12 protein-coding genes are annotated in these 16,289 nt (G+C 62.1%); 8 read left to right on the top strand and 4 right to left on the bottom strand.

Annotated elements, in window-relative coordinates:
- Nucleotides 1–105: 105 nt before the first annotated feature.
- From K3758_RS14480 to K3758_RS14470, 3 genes are all read right to left on the bottom strand, one after another.
- Nucleotides 106–2,739, bottom strand: a complete 2,634-nt coding sequence (locus K3758_RS14480; protein WP_259946213.1) for an NEW3 domain-containing protein — start codon at nucleotides 2,737–2,739, stop codon at nucleotides 106–108.
- A 58-nt stretch (nucleotides 2,740–2,797) separates the two neighbouring features.
- Nucleotides 2,798–3,310 (bottom strand): hypothetical protein, encoded by a 513-nt coding sequence (locus tag K3758_RS14475; protein ID WP_259946209.1) that lies wholly within the window; start codon nucleotides 3,308–3,310, stop codon nucleotides 2,798–2,800.
- Between the two features lie 419 nt (nucleotides 3,311–3,729).
- Nucleotides 3,730–4,350 (bottom strand): response regulator transcription factor, encoded by a 621-nt coding sequence (locus K3758_RS14470; protein ID WP_067624320.1) that lies wholly within the window; start codon nucleotides 4,348–4,350, stop codon nucleotides 3,730–3,732.
- Nucleotides 4,351–4,601: 251 nt separating this feature from the next.
- Between K3758_RS14470 and K3758_RS14465 the strand changes: the two genes are divergently transcribed.
- From K3758_RS14465 to K3758_RS14430, 8 genes are all read left to right on the top strand, one after another.
- Nucleotides 4,602–5,084: a molybdopterin-dependent oxidoreductase gene (locus K3758_RS14465; RefSeq protein ID WP_259946204.1), complete on the top strand. Its 483-nt coding sequence runs from the start codon at nucleotides 4,602–4,604 to the stop codon at nucleotides 5,082–5,084.
- 78 nt (nucleotides 5,085–5,162) lie between these two features.
- A complete protein-coding gene (locus tag K3758_RS14460; RefSeq protein WP_259950117.1) occupies nucleotides 5,163–7,700 on the top strand; it encodes an ATP-binding protein in 2,538 nt (845 codons plus the stop codon).
- A 535-nt stretch (nucleotides 7,701–8,235) separates the two neighbouring features.
- Nucleotides 8,236–9,204, top strand: a complete 969-nt coding sequence (locus K3758_RS14455) for an iron-siderophore ABC transporter substrate-binding protein (RefSeq protein WP_259946201.1) — start codon at nucleotides 8,236–8,238, stop codon at nucleotides 9,202–9,204.
- Nucleotides 9,204–10,205 carry an iron ABC transporter permease gene (locus K3758_RS14450; protein WP_259946199.1) on the top strand — a complete coding sequence of 334 codons (1,002 nt, stop codon included), beginning with the start codon at nucleotides 9,204–9,206 and terminating at the stop codon, nucleotides 10,203–10,205. The genes K3758_RS14455 and K3758_RS14450 overlap by 1 nt, the downstream gene beginning before the upstream one ends.
- The gene (locus tag K3758_RS14445; protein ID WP_259946197.1) at nucleotides 10,202–11,233 is read left to right on the top strand and encodes an iron ABC transporter permease; all 1,032 of its coding nucleotides are present in this window, start codon (nucleotides 10,202–10,204) and stop codon (nucleotides 11,231–11,233) included. The genes K3758_RS14450 and K3758_RS14445 overlap by 4 nt, the downstream gene beginning before the upstream one ends.
- The gene (locus tag K3758_RS14440; protein WP_259946195.1) at nucleotides 11,230–12,054 is read left to right on the top strand and encodes an ABC transporter ATP-binding protein; all 825 of its coding nucleotides are present in this window, start codon (nucleotides 11,230–11,232) and stop codon (nucleotides 12,052–12,054) included. Before K3758_RS14445 ends, K3758_RS14440 begins: the two co-directional genes overlap by 4 nt.
- Before the next feature lie 97 nt (nucleotides 12,055–12,151).
- Nucleotides 12,152–14,248 carry a TonB-dependent siderophore receptor gene (locus K3758_RS14435; RefSeq protein WP_259946193.1) on the top strand — a complete coding sequence of 699 codons (2,097 nt, stop codon included), beginning with the start codon at nucleotides 12,152–12,154 and terminating at the stop codon, nucleotides 14,246–14,248.
- Between the two features lie 60 nt (nucleotides 14,249–14,308).
- Nucleotides 14,309–15,352, top strand: a complete 1,044-nt coding sequence (locus K3758_RS14430) for a siderophore-interacting protein (protein WP_259946191.1) — start codon at nucleotides 14,309–14,311, stop codon at nucleotides 15,350–15,352.
- 7 nt (nucleotides 15,353–15,359) lie between these two features.
- Here the strand turns inward: K3758_RS14430 and htpX are convergent, their stop codons facing one another.
- Nucleotides 15,360–16,283, bottom strand: coding sequence for a zinc metalloprotease HtpX (gene htpX, locus K3758_RS14425; RefSeq protein WP_259946189.1), 924 nt, complete (start codon nucleotides 16,281–16,283; stop codon nucleotides 15,360–15,362).
- Nucleotides 16,284–16,289: the final 6 nt, after the last annotated feature.

Below are 16,289 nucleotides of genomic sequence, written 5' to 3'. Positions count from 1 at the left end.
TGCGATCCCTGGAAAGGGCGTGAAATAATTGGGGAGACGGAAACGGGGGTAGAAGGGGGCGCCCCCGGGCGAGCAACGCTCAGCCGGGGGCGCCGGGGAGGTCGATTAGTTGTCGACCCGCACGGTGAACTCTACCCGGGCAAAGCCGCCGGGAAGGATCGTGCCATGTGTGCTCGATACATTGGTCGAGGTAACGGTGGCCGTGCTGGTGCCCGGGAACAGGCTCTCTGGGCAGGCACCGCCACAGTTCGTGACCGCGGTATAGGCCGGTGCGGCGTCCGAGATGATCACGTTGTCCGCCGCAGAGGCGCCTGTGTTCTCGGCTTCGACCATGTAACGGATGCACTGGCCGGGCTCGACATCAAGACGGGTCTTGGTGAAGGTGCCCACGGTGCCATCGCAGCCCGCGTCGATATACTGATACTTGCTCAGTGTGACATCGCCCGAGATGATGACCACGCGGTCTTCGACGGCGTTGTTGGTCTGGTCGATATCGGTCCCGGTACCGTTCAACGTGTTGTTGATCGAGATCGTGCCGACTTCGGAGACACCTTGGGTGGCTGTCGATGGCGTCTGCACACGGTAGATCAGCGAGATGCTGTCGCCCGGAGCAAGCCCGTTGACACCCGGCGAAACGCCGTCGGTCAGGTCATCGAAGTTGTCGATCACCGGCTCGGATGGATCGATCACGCCATTGCCGTCCTGATCCCAGAAGATCGCGCCAGAGAAGTTGGTCAGACCGGATTCTGTGATCGACGCCTCGGTGATGGCCACGTTCCCTTCGTTCGAGATGGTGTGGAGGATGTCCACGATACCACCCGGCGAAGCCTGCGCGCTTTGGTTGTCGATGATCTTCACGTCGTAGATTTCGTTGACCGTGACTTGGTTGACGATACGGTCACCCTGTCCCGAGACGGAAGATACGACCGCGATGTCGACCAAGGTATCGCCGGGCAGGGCGTCATCGGCCGGGGTGATCACCGCACGGATGGCCTGCGAATCACCTGCCGGGATGGTGCCTGTGTTCGACACAATCGACCCGTCTGGCAGTTGGAACTCAACCGTCCAGCCTGCGGGCAGGGCCTGATCCAGCGACAGGTTGAAACTATCCGAGGTCGGGCCGTTGTTTTCGACCAGCATGTCAAAGACGACCGGTGCGCCGGGGTCTGTCGACTGGGTGACCCACGGGTTGCCACCGTTCGTCGGGGCCGCGCCATCACCTTCGGAACCGACTACAGCGTTTTCAAGGTCAACCGAAGCTGCCAGCACCGCGCCCGAGAATTCGGCGGTCGATACGTCAGTGACGCCCGAGTTGTCTGACGTGGTGGTGATTGTCGCGGTGTAGTTGGTGGTCGCGGTTGGTGTGACGTCTGATGGCAATGTGGCAATCAACGTCACTTTGGCGCTTTCCCCGATGGCCAGCGGACCAACAGAGCTTACGACCGGTGTGACACCATCAGCGCCGACAAAGCGGAAGGTGGTACCGTTCGGGAAGTCCACGTTGGCCACGTCGAGCTGCAGGCTGTCCGGGCTGTTGGAGAGGTTGGTCAGCACGAATTCCTGACGGATCACGCCGCCTTGGTAGACATCGCCGGTTTCCGTGACGACATCGTTGTTCGCGGCGTCATCATCGGTGCCCGAGGCAATTGCCGCATTAGCAGTGCCGTTGGAGTTGATCGCCGTATCGGCAATCGCCACCGCATATTGGTTATCCACGGTGACAGAGGCGGTGTTCGACGGCGGGAAGGCCGTGCCGTCAACGTCTTGGGTCGCCACGTTGGTGATGATGCCCGCATTGGCGGTATCCGCGATCACGGCACGGAAGGTCACCTCGCCCGAGCGGCCAGAGCCGACGGAGGAGATCAGGAAGTTGACGTTTTGGCCGTCATCATAGTCCCAAGCGATTGTCTCGCCGGAGCCGTTTGTGGTGTCCACGACGGTGGAACCGTTGTCATCGTCCAGCGGTGTAGCAGAGTCAGACCAGCGGGCCGAGCCGGGAACGTAGGCCAGGCGGCCATCGAGCACGTCCTGCACAGAGTAGTTGTTGGCGGCAGCGAGACCGGTGCTGGAGTAGGTCAGCGTGATGGTCACTACGTCGCCCGCGTCGATGATGTTTGGATTGGCGCCGCCTGAGGGGTCCGCCGTCATCGATTTGACCAATTCGACAATCGCGTCGTTGGAGATGGTCAGCGTGTCCGTGTTGGTGCTCAGCACGGTGCCGTCGAGGGTCGAGGCCGCCGTCACGGTGATCGTGTCGGAACCGGTCGCCGTGGAGGCGACGGAGGCTTCGATCACGATGCCGAACTGCTCACCCGGGGCAAGGGTCGGAGTCTCGGTCAGCGGTGTGGCGCTATCGGCCACGCCGTCCATATTGGCGTCGGGGTAGAAGACCAGTTGCGACGTATCAAGCGTGCCGGTGTCGGTTTCCACCGCGGTAAGAGCGAAGGCATCCGGGCCGTTACCATCGTTGGTAATGATGTGCGGCAGGAAGGCCTTGCCGCCGGGGGCGATCGTCTCGGAGTTGTCGGAGGTCAATGTCACGCCGGCAACTTGCTGAACGATCGTCTCAACGGTGTTGGAGGTTACCGTGATCGTGTCGCCCGCCGCGTTGGTATAGGTCGCAACGGCTTGGTTACCGATGACCGAACCCGCTTCGGGTGCCGCGAAAGCGACAGTGCCGATCACGGCGGTCAAAGCAACGGCGCTCACGGAGCGCAGGAAGGTTGTATGGTTTTTCACGTTAATATTCCCTAGTTCTATAGTAGTTGGAGAGAGAGTGGAGAGAGAGGCGCCGGATTTAGTTCAGGCGCACGCGGTAGCTGTTGAAGGCGGAGGCGCCTGCTTCGAGCGGTTCCGAGAGGGTCCAGCGCACGGCGGCGACGGCTTCTTCGGGGAGGGGCTCTTCGGTCATGTTGCCATCGGCATCGACGACCTTGCGGGTGGCAGGAACGGTCGACCATTCCAGCCCTTCCTGTTCTGGGTCCATCTCGGCCTGAACTTCAAAGACCGCGGCGACAGAGGTCACTTCGGCCCCAAGTGCGAGAGAGACGCCATCGGGAACCGGGGCGGCGATGACGAGCCCCTCCATCGCGCCTTCGGTCATGTTCTGGTGACGCAGCTCATAGGAGATCACCTCGCCCGGGCGGATTGTTTCACGCTCAACGAGGACTTCTTCGCCCTCGGCATTAATTTCCACCACGCGGAAGGAGAATTCGCTCGTCAGCGCGTCGGCGGCAGCCGCGAAACCCGCGAGGGACAAGGCCGTACTCGCAATGAGTGTCTTGGATAATTGGGAGATATGGATACGCATCTAGTAGTTCCCTTGTGGGCCGGTGAAGAGCCGGCAGTTGCAATGAACGGACACGCTCATTGCGTTGTCCTGTTCTCATCTTCGGGGAACCGGATACCGATATCATCTGAGCGAAGGGTTAACTCGCTGAGCCTCTGGTCAGACGGTTAGTCGAAAGGATAGGCGCCCCTATCGGGTCGCGCCCCGGCCTATCATTTGGCGCGGGAATGGCGGTGGGGGCGGGGCGGACAGATGGTTAATTTTGCAGGGAAAAATGCAGGTTTCGAATCTTTGATTCGGTGCAAAACGCCATAGGCCAAACGCAAAAACGCCCGCGCGGGGCGGGCGATTATGGTTTACAAGCCAGAGGGCAAATTGGGCGCGCTACGGGGGGCCGCGCAGGGTCCGGGCCGGGGCGTTTCAGGCGGCGAAAACGGGCCTCAAACGAAGCCCGCGTCGCGCGCAATGATCGCTGCATCCGTACGATTCTTTGCGTCCAGTTTTCGGCAAAGTGTTTTCACGTGCAGTTTGATCGTCACTTCTTGCAGATCGAGGTCGCGCGCAATCTCTTTATTCGACTGCGCGCTCATCAATCCGCGCAGCACTTGGCGCTCACGCTCGGACAAGGCTTTCTCGAAATCCGTCTCTTCGGGGTTGTCTTTGCCCGACATGAAGGTGACCGGGGCATAGGTCTCCCCGGCGGCCATAAAGCGGACCGCGTTGACCAGTGACTTGGCGGGCAGGGTCTTGGGCAAAAAGCCGATTGCCCCCATTTCCAACGCCTGTTCGGCGATCAGCCGGGTGGCGGTGCCAGAAATCAGCCCGACGGGGCGGCCCTCGTTGATACCAAGCACGGTTTGCAGGCCCTGCAACCCCTTCATACCGGGCATCGTATAATCGAGCAGAACCAGATCGTAGGGCGGCTCGGACTTGATCTTGTCCAAGGCACCGGCCAGATCGCATGCCGCTTCGGTGACGGTCGCCCCATCGGCATCAAGGAACATGGCAATGGTCTCTCGAACCATGTCGTGATCATCGGCAATTAAAATACGCAAAGACATAATAGATCTCCTGAAGCCCAAATGGCCGGCGTTCTCTAATGGGTAGAGTGTGCCCGTTTGAAAAGAAAGATGAAAGCCCAAGGAACAAAGGACGCAAAGGCATGCGCCGCTATCCTTTGGTATGGCAGGGCGGGGCGCTCCGGGGCAGGCGCGCCTATCCTTTGGTATAGGGGGGATGCGCTTCTGCGCATTCGCGCCTCTCATTAGGTCAGGGTATGGTCAGGTCATAACGCCAGATAAGGAACCAAGACATGATTTTTCAGAATCTTAGCAAGACCATTACCGCAGCCGCGCTCACCATGGGCCTTGCTTCGGCGGTTGCCGCCCAAGACGAAGAGGCCGTGCTCAACGTGACGCTGGCCGGTGAAACCCATAACTTTACCCTGTCTGACCTGCAGTCGATGCCGGTCTCAAGCTTTGAAACGACAACCATCTGGACCGATGGCGCGCAGGAGTTCGAAGGCGTTTCCCTCAAGGATCTCTTCGACACGTTGAACGTCGAAGACGGCACAATCACCGCGACGGCCATCAATGACTATGCCGTGGAAATCCCGATGTCCGACGCCGTCGAAGGCGGCCCGATCATCGCCTACCACACCAATGGTGAGGAAATGTCGCGCCGGGACAAGGGGCCACTTTGGGTCGTCTACCCTTACGACAGTGACATCGCCTACCAGACTGAACTGGTCTACAGCCGGTCGATCTGGCAGCTTGACCGCATTAGTGTCGAGTAACTGACAATGGCGCAGAGGGCTTGGATGAACGACGCAGGAAAATTCGGACCCGCGCGCGCCAGAAGCCGACAGGTATTGATGCTTATCCTCGTGGCGGGGATGAGCATCGCCGCCTATCTGGCCTATAACGTCTGGGATCGGATTCAAGCGCTCGACAGTGCGCAACAGGACCACGCCGAATGGGTTTTTACCCAGATTGAGATCGAGTTCCTCAAGACCGACCGCGCATTGGCGCAGGCGAAATCCGCCACGCCCGAGGCGTTGGAAGAGTTCCGCAAGCGGTTCGACATCTTCTACAGCCGCGTTTTGCTGGCCGAACGGGTGCGCAATAACGCAAAGGCCAAACCCAAGATTCGCGAACTGCGCATCCTGCTGGATGGGTTCTTACCGGCGATTGATGGCACTGACGCCGAACTGGCCGCAGCGCTGGATGATATCGATACGATGCTGCGCAGCGTCGAGGATGTCCCGCGTGAGATTGCCTTGACCTCTATCGCCATCGCCAACGAGATGTCCCAGAACGAACGCCATGAGATCGTGCGACTGATCGAAGTGATGGCGGCGATCGTGTTGATCGTCACCCTTGCCTTGGTCGGCGCGGTCTACCGCCTGTCGCGGCAGGCCAGCCGGTTGAACCGCACCTCGCAATTGGTTGAAGAAAACCACCTGCGCCTTGCCACCACACTTCAAGCATCGCTCGACGCCATCGTCGTTATCAACGACCAAGGCGAGATCGAAGATTTCAACGGCTCCGCCGAAGAGATATTCGGAATCACCCATGAGGCCGCAAAGGGCAGGGACTATATCAGCCTGTTGATCCCGCCCGCCGACCGCAGCGTGCACCGCGAACGGCTTGAGAAATTCCGCCTGACCGGAGAGACAGAAGTCGCCGATAAGGGGCGCCGCGAGTTTGAGATGATCGACCAAACCGGGCGCATTTTCCCGGTGGAAATGTCCGTGTCGCAATCGCCCCTGGGGCAGGGGTCGCTTTTCATCGCTTATATTCGGGATATCACCGAAAAGCGCCTCCGCGAGGCCGAGATCATTGCCGCGCGCGACGAAGCCCTTGACGCCTATCAGGAAAAATCTCGGTTCTTCGCCATGATGAGCCACGAGATGCGCACGCCCCTCAATGGTGTGATCTCGGCTTTGCAACTGCTGCAAGATGACCGGCTCGACAATGAGCAAAAGCGCTATCTTGATGCGGGGATGACCTCGGGTGAGATTTTGTTGGGCCACATCAACGACGTGCTGGCCATCGAGCGCAGCGAGGCGGGCACCTATGAACAGGTGCGTCAGACCTGTGACATGACGGTGTTGATGGCGGGGATCATCAACACGATGGACCCTCTGGCCGAGGCCGGGGGCACGCGGCTGCACCTAGATTTGACGCAGTTGGACGACAAGGCCATCGTGACGGACCCACGGGCGATCCAGCAGATTTTGGTCAACCTTCTGAGCAACGCGATCAAGTTTAGCCCCGGCGGTGATGTGACATTGCGCGGGTGGTTCGCCGAATCTGGCTCAGAGGGGGAGGAGTTCCACCTTCAGGTCGAGGATGACGGACCCGGCATTCCGGCGGGGGATATCGACCGTATCTTCGAAGACTTCGTCTCGCTCGACAGCCGCTATGAGCGGCGCACTGGGGGCACCGGTTTGGGGCTTGGGATCGTGCGTCGTTTGGTCAAACGTTTGGGCGGCGAGATTACCTGCGACTCGACCGTGGGAGAGGGGGCATGTTTCACGCTGCGCTTGCCGGTGAAGATTGCTGATCTGGCAGAGATCGACTGCGACGCCGCCCCCGACCCGCAGAAAAAGCGCGTCGAGGCGTTACCGGCAAAGCGGCTCAACCTGCTGCTGGTGGACGACAATGAGATCAACCGCGAACTGATCATGGCAATGCTTGAGAAGATCGGCCATGATGTCACCCTTGCCACCGGTGGACGCGCGGCGATCGAGCTTGCCGAAGACGCGCCCTTCGATGCGATCCTCATGGATATCTCCATGCCCGAGGTGAATGGCATTCAGGCGACCAAGGCGATTCTCTCCGGCGAGGGCCCCAATCGGGAGACGCCGATCATCGCCGTGACCGCCCACGCCTTGCCGAAAGAACGGGCGGAGTTCAGCGCGGTCGGGATGTCGGGGTTTTTGCAAAAGCCGCTGGATATGAAAGTGCTGCGCGCAAAGCTACGCGAGCTTTCGGGGCGTGAGGTGATGCCGGAACAGGCCCTGCCAGAGCGTTTGGCCAGCGCGCAGACATCGGTGCAGGCGAAATCCGCGAAACGGCCTTTGTTGAACGAACAACAGATCGCGGACCTGATCGACCTATTGGGCGTGGAGAAACTGCTTGAGCGGGTGGAAAAGCTTGGCCAGAAGGGCGCGGATGACCTGCCCGCATTGATGGCCGCCGATGGCTTGCCCGATTTGCAGGCGCAGGCCCATGCCATGGCCGGGATGTGCGGCATGCTTGGGGCGGACCGGCTGCACGGCCTGCTCAAAGAGATCGAGACCGCCTGCAAGACCGGCAAAGACGACGAAGCGCGCGGGCTGTCAAAGGCTTTGCCCGAAACTTGGGACGCGACGCTGGCGGCAATGAAGGCGCAGGTCGGTCTGTAACGGGGCGTGTCTGACCGGGGGGGGGGCGCAACCTATCCTTAAGACTAGCCCGTTTATACCCCCGCCCAGATGCAACGATGCGAGGCGCGACCTATAGTTAGATATACCCGCCGATAGACGGGTCTGCACGAAGGCGTCATTGACCAGAACAATGACCGCGTCCCAAGCTGGCAACGGTTCATTTCGACCGTTTCGCCTGAGAATATGCTTCACGGCGCGGGCCTTCTCGGGAGCTGCTGCCCGTTCCCCTACCCCAGGGAGCGGCTCCTCGATAGACTTGCAGCGATGCGCCCCACCGGTTTTCCTGTCCCTCCCCTCGGGGAAGACCGGGGGCGCATACGGGCGGTCTGGCGGGGCTGTTTCACCTATCTGTGCGTTTATAACGCTTGTCGCAGCGGCATCTGGGCTGGCCGCGCGCACCTTCGCTTTGGCACGGCCCATCCCCACAATCCGATGAACTGCCCTGTTGCATCCGCGCCCGCTGGGGCATAACAGACAATAGTTTACTAAAAGAATCGGATTAAAGGGGGCCGCAGTGCTCAGAACATTGTCATTCATTTGCTTGGCCTTTGGCGCGACTGCCGCCTCGGCGCAGGACTTTCCCGTCACCGTTGAACACGCCTTTGGCGAAACGACGATCGAAGAGCGGCCCGAACGGGTGGCGTCGGTCGGCTGGGCCAATCACGAGGTGCCCTTGGCGCTCGGGATCGTGCCCGTCGGCTTTGCCCGCGCCTCATGGGGGGACGACGATGGCGATGGGCTGCTGCCCTGGGTGATCGAAAAGCTTGATGAATTGGACGCAGAGGTGCCCACGCTCTTTGACGAGGGCGATGGCATTGATTTCGAAGCCGTGGCCAGCACCCAGCCCGATGTGATCCTTGCCGCCTATTCCGGTCTGTCGCAGTCGGATTATGAAACGCTCAGCCGCATTGCGCCGGTCATCGCCTATCCCGAAGCCGCATGGACGACGACATGGCGCGAGATGATCCGTCAGAACGCGGCGGGCCTTGGCATGGCCGAAGAAGGTGACGCGATGGTCGCCGAGATCGAAGAGCGTATCGCCACCGCCCGCGAAGAATATCCCGAACTGGCTGGCAAAACCGGGATGTTCGTCACCCACCTCGATCCGCGCGACCTCAGCACCATCGGTTTCTACGCCGCCGCCGACCAGCGGGTGCAGTTCCTGACCGACATCGGCATGGCAACGCCCCAAGCGGTGCGCGAGGCCAGCGAGGCCGGGAAATACTCGGGCCGGGTCAGCGCAGAGCGGATCGATCTGTTCGAAGACGTGGATGTCGTGGTCACCTATGGCGATCAGGCGCGGTTGGACGAATTGGCCAAGAATCCGCTGATCGCGCGTTTCCCCGCCGTCGCCCGTGGCTCGGTCGTGTTGCTGGCGAATGACCCGATGGGCACCGCCGCGAACCCGACGCCGCTGTCGATCGACTATGTGCTTGACGATTACCTCGCGCGGCTAAGCGCGGCCGCCACGCGCGGGGAATAATGCAGGTGCAGCGCCCCCAACGGCTGGCCGGTCTCGCGCTTTTGCTGGGCCTGCTGCTGCTGATGACCGGCCTGTCGCTGACCGTGGGCGCGCGTTCAGTGCCTTGGGCCGAGATCTGGGCGGGCATGACCGGCCGGATTGAGACCATCGGCGCTGCAGCGGTCGCGGTGCGGATGCCGCGCACGGCGCTGGCCATTCTTGCGGGGGGCGCACTTGGCCTTGCGGGGGCGGTGATGCAGGGCATCAGCCGCAATCCTTTGGCCGATCCGGGTATTTTGGGCGTCAATGCGGGCGCGGCGCTTTTCGTCGTGGTGGGCATCGCTTGGTTCGACATCAGCGGCGCGCAGAGCTTTCTGTGGCTCGGCATCGCCGGGGCGGGGGTGACGGCGGTTTTCGTCTATCTGATCGGCTCCGCCGGGCAGGGCGGGGCGACGCCGCTGAAGCTGACCCTTGCGGGCACGGCGACCTCTGTGGCGGTGTCGGCCTTCATCATCGCGGTGGTCCTGCCGCGCAATGACATCGCGGGATCAGTGCAATCTTGGCAGGTCGGCGGCATCGGCGGCGCGAGCTTTGAGACGCTTTTGCCCGCCATGCCCTTCGCGCTGGTCGGGCTTGCGCTGAGCCTTGCTTCAGCCCGGGTTCTCAATGCTTTGGCCTTGGGCGAAGAGCTTGCCACCGGCCTTGGCCAGAGCGTGGCCTTGGGCCGGGTCATGGCGGCGGCGGGGGCTGTGATCCTCTGCGGCACGGCAACGGCGCTTTGCGGGCCGATTGGCTTTGTCGGGCTGGTGGTGCCGCATCTGTGCCGGATGATCGCGGGCGTTGATTACAAGCTGGTGTTGCCGCTTTCGGCCTTGGCGGGGGCCTCCATGCTGGGGCTGTCGGATGTGCTGGGCCGGGTCATCGCGCGCCCGAATGAGTTGGACGTGGGCATCGTCACCGCCTTTGTCGGCGCGCCCTTTTTTATCTGGACGGTGCGCAATCACAGGATGCGGGGGCTATGAGCGATGTGACCCTCGCCGCTCCGCGCAGCACCCGACGCGTGGCCGCGCGCCGTCTTCAGGTGTTGGGGTTTCTGGCGGCGCTTGTGCTAGGCTTGGTACTGCTGACGCTCAGCTGCGGACGGGGCTGCGTGCCGCCGGGCGATGTCTGGGCCGCGCTGACTGGTGGGCCAGAGGCGAATGCCGCTTTCGTGGTGACCGAGTTGCGTTTGCCGCGTGCGGTCATGGGGCTGCTCGCTGGGGCGAGCTTTGGCTTGGGCGGGGTGGCGTTTCAGATCATGCTGCGCAATCCGCTGGCCAGCCCCGACATCATCGGCATCAGCGCCAGTGCGGGGGCCGCGGCGGTCTTTGCCATCGTTATTCTGGCCCTCGATGGGTGGTTGGTGTCGCTCGTCGCGGTGGCGGCGGGGCTTGGGGTCGCGGCGCTGATCTGGGCGCTGTCCTCGCGCCGCGGTGCTGCGGGGGCGCGGCTGATCCTGATTGGCATCGGCGTCTCGGCCATGCTCGATAGTGTAACGGCCTATGTCTTGCTCGAAGCGCCCGCATGGGACCGGGCCGAGGCGATGCGCTGGCTGACCGGCAGCCTCAACGGCATGCAGCTTGTCCAAGCCCTGCCCGTGGCCGGGGCGCTGTTGGTGTTCGGAGGGCTGCTGGCCGTTACCGCCCGCGATTTGGAGGTGCTGCGCCTTGGCGATGACACTGCCGAAGCCCTTGGCGTGCGGGCCGATGCCACGCGGCTGCGGGTGACACTGGCCGCCGTCGGCCTTGTGGCCATCGCGACGGCTGCGACCGGGCCGATCGCCTTTGTCGCCTTCCTTGCGGGGCCCATGGCGGCGCGGCTCTTGCCGGGGTCGCGCGGATTGCTTCTGGCGGCCGGACTGGTGGGCGCGGTGCTGGTCATTGCGGGTGACTTCGTGGGGCAGTTCCTTTTGCCCGCGCGCCTGCCTGTCGGCGTCGTCACCGGGGCGGTCGGCGCGCCCTTCCTTTTATATCTTATCGTTCGCGCCAATAGAAATGGGGGCACGCTATGACCCACGACCACCGTCTTGAAACGCGCAATCTGGGCGCGGGCTATGAAAAGCGCGTAATTTTGGAGGAGGTTTCTCTCACCCTGCCTGCGGGCAAGATCACCGCCATCGTGGGCGGCAATGCCTCGGGGAAGTCGACCCTGTTGCGGACGCTGGCGCGGATTTTGCAGCCAAAATCCGGCGCGGTTCTGCTCGATGGACAGTCGGTGCATCAGATGAAATCGCGCAAGCTGGCGCAGGTCATGGGGTTGTTGCCGCAATCGCCGATCGCGCCCGAGGGGATCGCCGTGGCCGACCTTGTCGGGCGCGGGCGGCATCCGCATCAGGGGCTGTTCTCGCGCTGGTCGGCAGAGGATGACCGCGCTGTCGCCCGCGCGCTCGCCGCGACCGGGACCGAAGAACTGGCCGAGCGGGATCTTGATACCCTGTCGGGTGGTCAGCGCCAGCGGGTGTGGATCGCCATGGCCTTGGCGCAAGAGACCGACCTGTTGTTGCTGGATGAGCCGACAACCTTTTTGGACGTCGCGCATCAAGTAGAGGTGCTGGACCTGCTTGTCGATCTCAACACCGCACAGGGCACGACAATCGTCATGGTGCTGCATGATCTCAACCTCGCCGCGCGTTATGCCGACCACCTGATCGCCGTGGGCGATGGCGGCATTCGCGCCGAGGGGCCGCCCGCTGAGGTCCTGACAGAGGGCCTGGTGAAAACTGTCTTCGGCCTGTCGTGCCGTATTGTCAGCGACCCCGTTTCCCAGACCCCCTGCATGGTGCCGATCGGGCGCCATAAAATCGGGCAATCACGCAAAGAAGCCGCAGCTTAAAATAACTTACTAAATTAGTCAGATTGACTCTGGCGCCCTCCGTATCATAGGGGTAAGTAAATCCCGACTGATTCACTAGGTTATTATGGAGACCGCCATGTCCTCTTTTAAATTCATTCCCCTTCAACTAGGGCGCGGCTCTCTCAAGACGGCGCTTTTGTGTTGTACGGCGCTGGTGCCCGGCGCAGTCTCCGCGCAAGAAACCTACCAGTTGGACGACGTGATCCTAGAGACCAGCGCGCAAACCTCAGGCGCGGCGGATGCCGAAACCGTGGTCGCCAGCGAACTCAGCAGCGGCGGCAGATTGTCTGGAGAGATCATTGATATCCCGGCCAGCGTCTCTGTCATCACCAGCCGCGAGATCGAGGCGCGCGGCGCAGATAGCGTGGAGCAGGTGTTGAACTACACCGCCGGCGCCAGCACCGACAGCTATGGCGCGGACGACCGGTTCGACTATTTCATTCTGCGCGGGTTCGAGGCCTATACCTACCGCGATGGGCTGACATTGGGCCCGAACTTTGGGGCCATCCGCGAAGAGCCCTTTGCCTTTGAGCGTGTGGAAGTCATCCGGGGCGCATCGTCTTCGACCTTTGGCCTGTCCGACCCCGGCGGCTCGGTCAACTATGTCACCAAACGCCCGCGCAACGAACGTTTTGGCAGTGTCTACACATCGGTGGATTCATACGGCAGCTTGGAAACCGGCGTAGATTTCGGCGACACGCTGGATGAAGAAGGCACGCTCAGCTACCGTTTCACCGGCCTGCTGCGCAACGGCGAGCTTGAGTATCCCTATTCCGAGAATGACGAGATCTTTGCGATGGGTGGCCTGACATGGCGTCCCTCCGATGCGTCTGAGCTGACCGTGATCGTCGATCACCTTGACCGCGACTCCGTGCCCGGCAGCGGTGGTTTCCCGGCGGGCGGCGATTTTGACCGCAGCGACGTGTTCTACGGCGAGCCGGACTATAACTACCGCGGCACCGAACGGACCACCGTTTCCGTTCTGGGCGCGCATGACTTTGGCAACGGGCTGAGCTTTGGCGGCACCCTGCGCTACAGCGACAGCGCGGATGACTTCGGCTATGCCTATGTCAGCGACTATACCCCGAATGACAGCATGGTGGACCGCGCGTACTTTGCCAGCGACGGGACGAGCGAGAACATGATCTCCGACCTGCATCTGACCTATGAGGGCTTCCTTGGCAGTGCGGCCAGCACCACCACGGCGGGGGTCGAATTCTCGTGGTCCGACGAGACCGATCAACGCTTTTATGGCGCGGCGCCGTCGGTTGACCTCGACAACCCAAGCTACACAGGCCGTCCCACCAGCGTGCCGATGTTTGCCGATCTCGACACAGAGACGGAAGGCAAAGCGATCTACCTCCAGCAAGAGCTGAACTGGGACGAACGTTTCATCGCCTCCTTCGGGCTGCGTCACGACTGGATCGACGTGACCGAAACCAACAACCTTGCCGGTACGGTGCAGACCAACGACATCAGCGAGACGACAGGCCGCGTGGGTCTGACCTATAAGATCAAGCCGAACGTTTCGGTCTTTGGTAACTACGCGCAGTCGGTCGTGCCCGCAGGCTTTGGCGTCGAGCCGGAAGAGGGCGAGCAGTTTGAGCTGGGCACGAAATGGCAGCCCATGGGCACCAATGCGCTGCTGACGGCCTCGGTCTATGACCTGTCGAAAAGCAACATCACCCGCACCAACCCGGCGACCAACCAGCCGGAAACCATCGGCGAAATCGGTGTCCGCGGTATCGATCTGGAAGCCAAGGCCGAGATGGGCGCCTATACCCTCACCGCCGCCTACAGCTATCTGGATGCCGAGATCAAAGAGAACGGCACCTCCGGCAACGTCGGCAACCGTCCCGGTCTGGTGCCTGAAAACGTCGCCTCGATCTGGGCCAGCCGGACATGGGAAAACCTTGGCCGCGGTGATCTGACCGTCGGTTTGGGCGCGCGGTTCAACAGCGGTTACTACTACAGCGACAGCAACGCCACAGGCGAGACCGGCAGCTTTGTCGTAGTGGATGCGGCCGTAAGCTATGACCTGTCCGAGCAGACCACCCTGTCGGCCAATGTCACCAACCTGTTTGACGAAAAGCACACCTCCTACGGCGGTTTCTACGCTGACTTCTACAGCCCCGGCCGTGAAGTTACCGTGAAGCTGGCCCATAGCTGGTGAGCCTAAGGCGCGGCACCACCCTCGTGTGCCGCGCTTTTCTTTGACCGGGAGGAGCCCCAGATGACCATCGCCAAAGCCAAGACCACCATCCCGATGGACGCGCCGCAGGAGATGCTCTCGCAGATCCTGTCGCATCTTGTTGATGACCACGGCATGGCGTTTCGCGCCAAAGGGGCGACCGGTCATGTGTTTGAGCAAGACGGCTACCGGGTGGAGTTCGATCTCTGCGCGCGGGGGCTGGAAGTCAGCCTTGAGGCGCCCGGCGAAAACGCCATGCAATTCTCAAAAGAGGGCATGGTGCATCATGTGGCAGAGTTTGATCCCGCGCTGGCCGATCGCATCCGCTGGCAGGGCATCTCGCAAGAGGCCGGTGCCACGCCGCAGAACTTTCGCCTGCTGACCGTGCTGAACAGTGAAATCCTGTTCGAGGGGATGCAGCGTGTTACCCTGCATTACCCGGATATTGCAGGACTCGCCGCGCAGGGGCTGCATCTGCGGTTGATCCTGCCGCGCGATCCTAGCCGCGCGCCGGTGTGGCCCGTGATGGGTGCCAACGGTGCGCCGGTCTGGCCAAAGGGCGCGGATGAGTTGCACGCGCGCTATGTCACGCTCAAGAACATCCGCGCCGCGCGCGAAGAGGTCGATATCGACGTGGTACGCCATGGATCGGGCCTGATTTCGCAATGGGCGCAGAACGCCCATGCCGGACAACGGATCGGGGCGATGGGGCCGGTGGGCATCAGCGCCTTGCCCGAAGCATCTTCCTATTTTCTGGCCGCAGATGGCACGGGTCTGCCCGCTGTGGCGCAGCTTTTGGCGCGCCTGCCAGAGGATGCGGTGGGCGATGTGGTGGCCGCCCTGCCGCGTGGCGTGTCCTATCGCGACTACCTGCCCAAGACCAAGCTGCGCGTCCATGCGCTGCCGCCCGCCGCGTTCGAGGCCGAGGTGCTAGGCCATGCGCAGGCGCTGACGGATGACGGTCTGGGCTATGCCTTTTTCGCCGGAGAGTTCCGGAACGCCCAGCAGTTGCGGGGGCATTTCAAAACCACCCTCGGCATGGATAAGACACGCCAGATTTGCACGGCTTATTGGCGGCGGGGCTGAGCGCGGCTTAGCGCCACGGCCCCGCGTCACCACGTCTGCCGGCCTTGGGGATACGGCTGCTGGTGGTGGGGCGGGCGCTCTCTGTCCGCGCCGGGGCCGCCGTGGGCGTCATCGCACGCAGGGCCGCGATGCGGTTTTCCGTCGCCGGGTGTGTGGCAAAGAGACTGTCATGTTTATGCGCGTGCAGCGGGTTGATGATGAACATATGCGCCGTGGCCGGGTTCCGCTCGGCGGCGTGATTGTCGATCCGCGCGGCGCCCATCGCGATTTTCTCAAGCGCTGAGGCCAGCCAGAGCGGGTGGCCGCAGATCTCGGCCCCGGCCTTGTCTGCGGCATATTCACGCGTTCGGCTGATCGCCATCTGCACCAGCGCTGCGGCCAAGGGGGCAAGAAACATCATCATCAGCGTGCCGATCATCCCCATCCGTTCACGCGCGCCGCCAAAGAACAGGGCGAAGTTCGCCAGCATCGAAATCGCACCCGCGAAGGTGGCCGTCACGGTCATGATCGCGGTATCATGGTTGCGGATATGGGCCAGTTCATGCGCGATGACGCCGGCCAGTTCCTCGCGGCTGAGGCTTTGCATCAGCCCTTTTGTTACCGCCACGGCAGCATTGGCCGGGTTGCGCCCGGTGGCAAAGGCGTTGGGTTGCGGCGTGTCGATCAGATAGACCTTCGGTTCGGGCAGGCCCGCGTTCCGCGCAAGCTCGGCCGTGAGGGCGTAAAGCCCGGTGCGGTCATTGGGGGAAACCGGCTGCGCGTTGTGCATCTTGAGCACCATGCGGTCGGAATTCCACCACGTAAAGGCGTTCATCCCCGCTGCCACCACAAGTGCGATCAGCGCACCGCCCGATCCGCCGATCAGGTAGCCGACCCCCATGAAAAGCGCGGTCATCGCCGCCATCAGCATCGCTGTCTTCACATAGCCCATTTTGGT

The organism is Sulfitobacter sp. W002 (assembly GCF_025142135.1).
GTDB lineage: Bacteria > Pseudomonadota > Alphaproteobacteria > Rhodobacterales > Rhodobacteraceae > Sulfitobacter > Sulfitobacter profundi.
The sequence above is the reverse complement of the archived record's forward strand: the minus strand, read 5'-3'. Positions and strand labels throughout refer to the sequence as shown.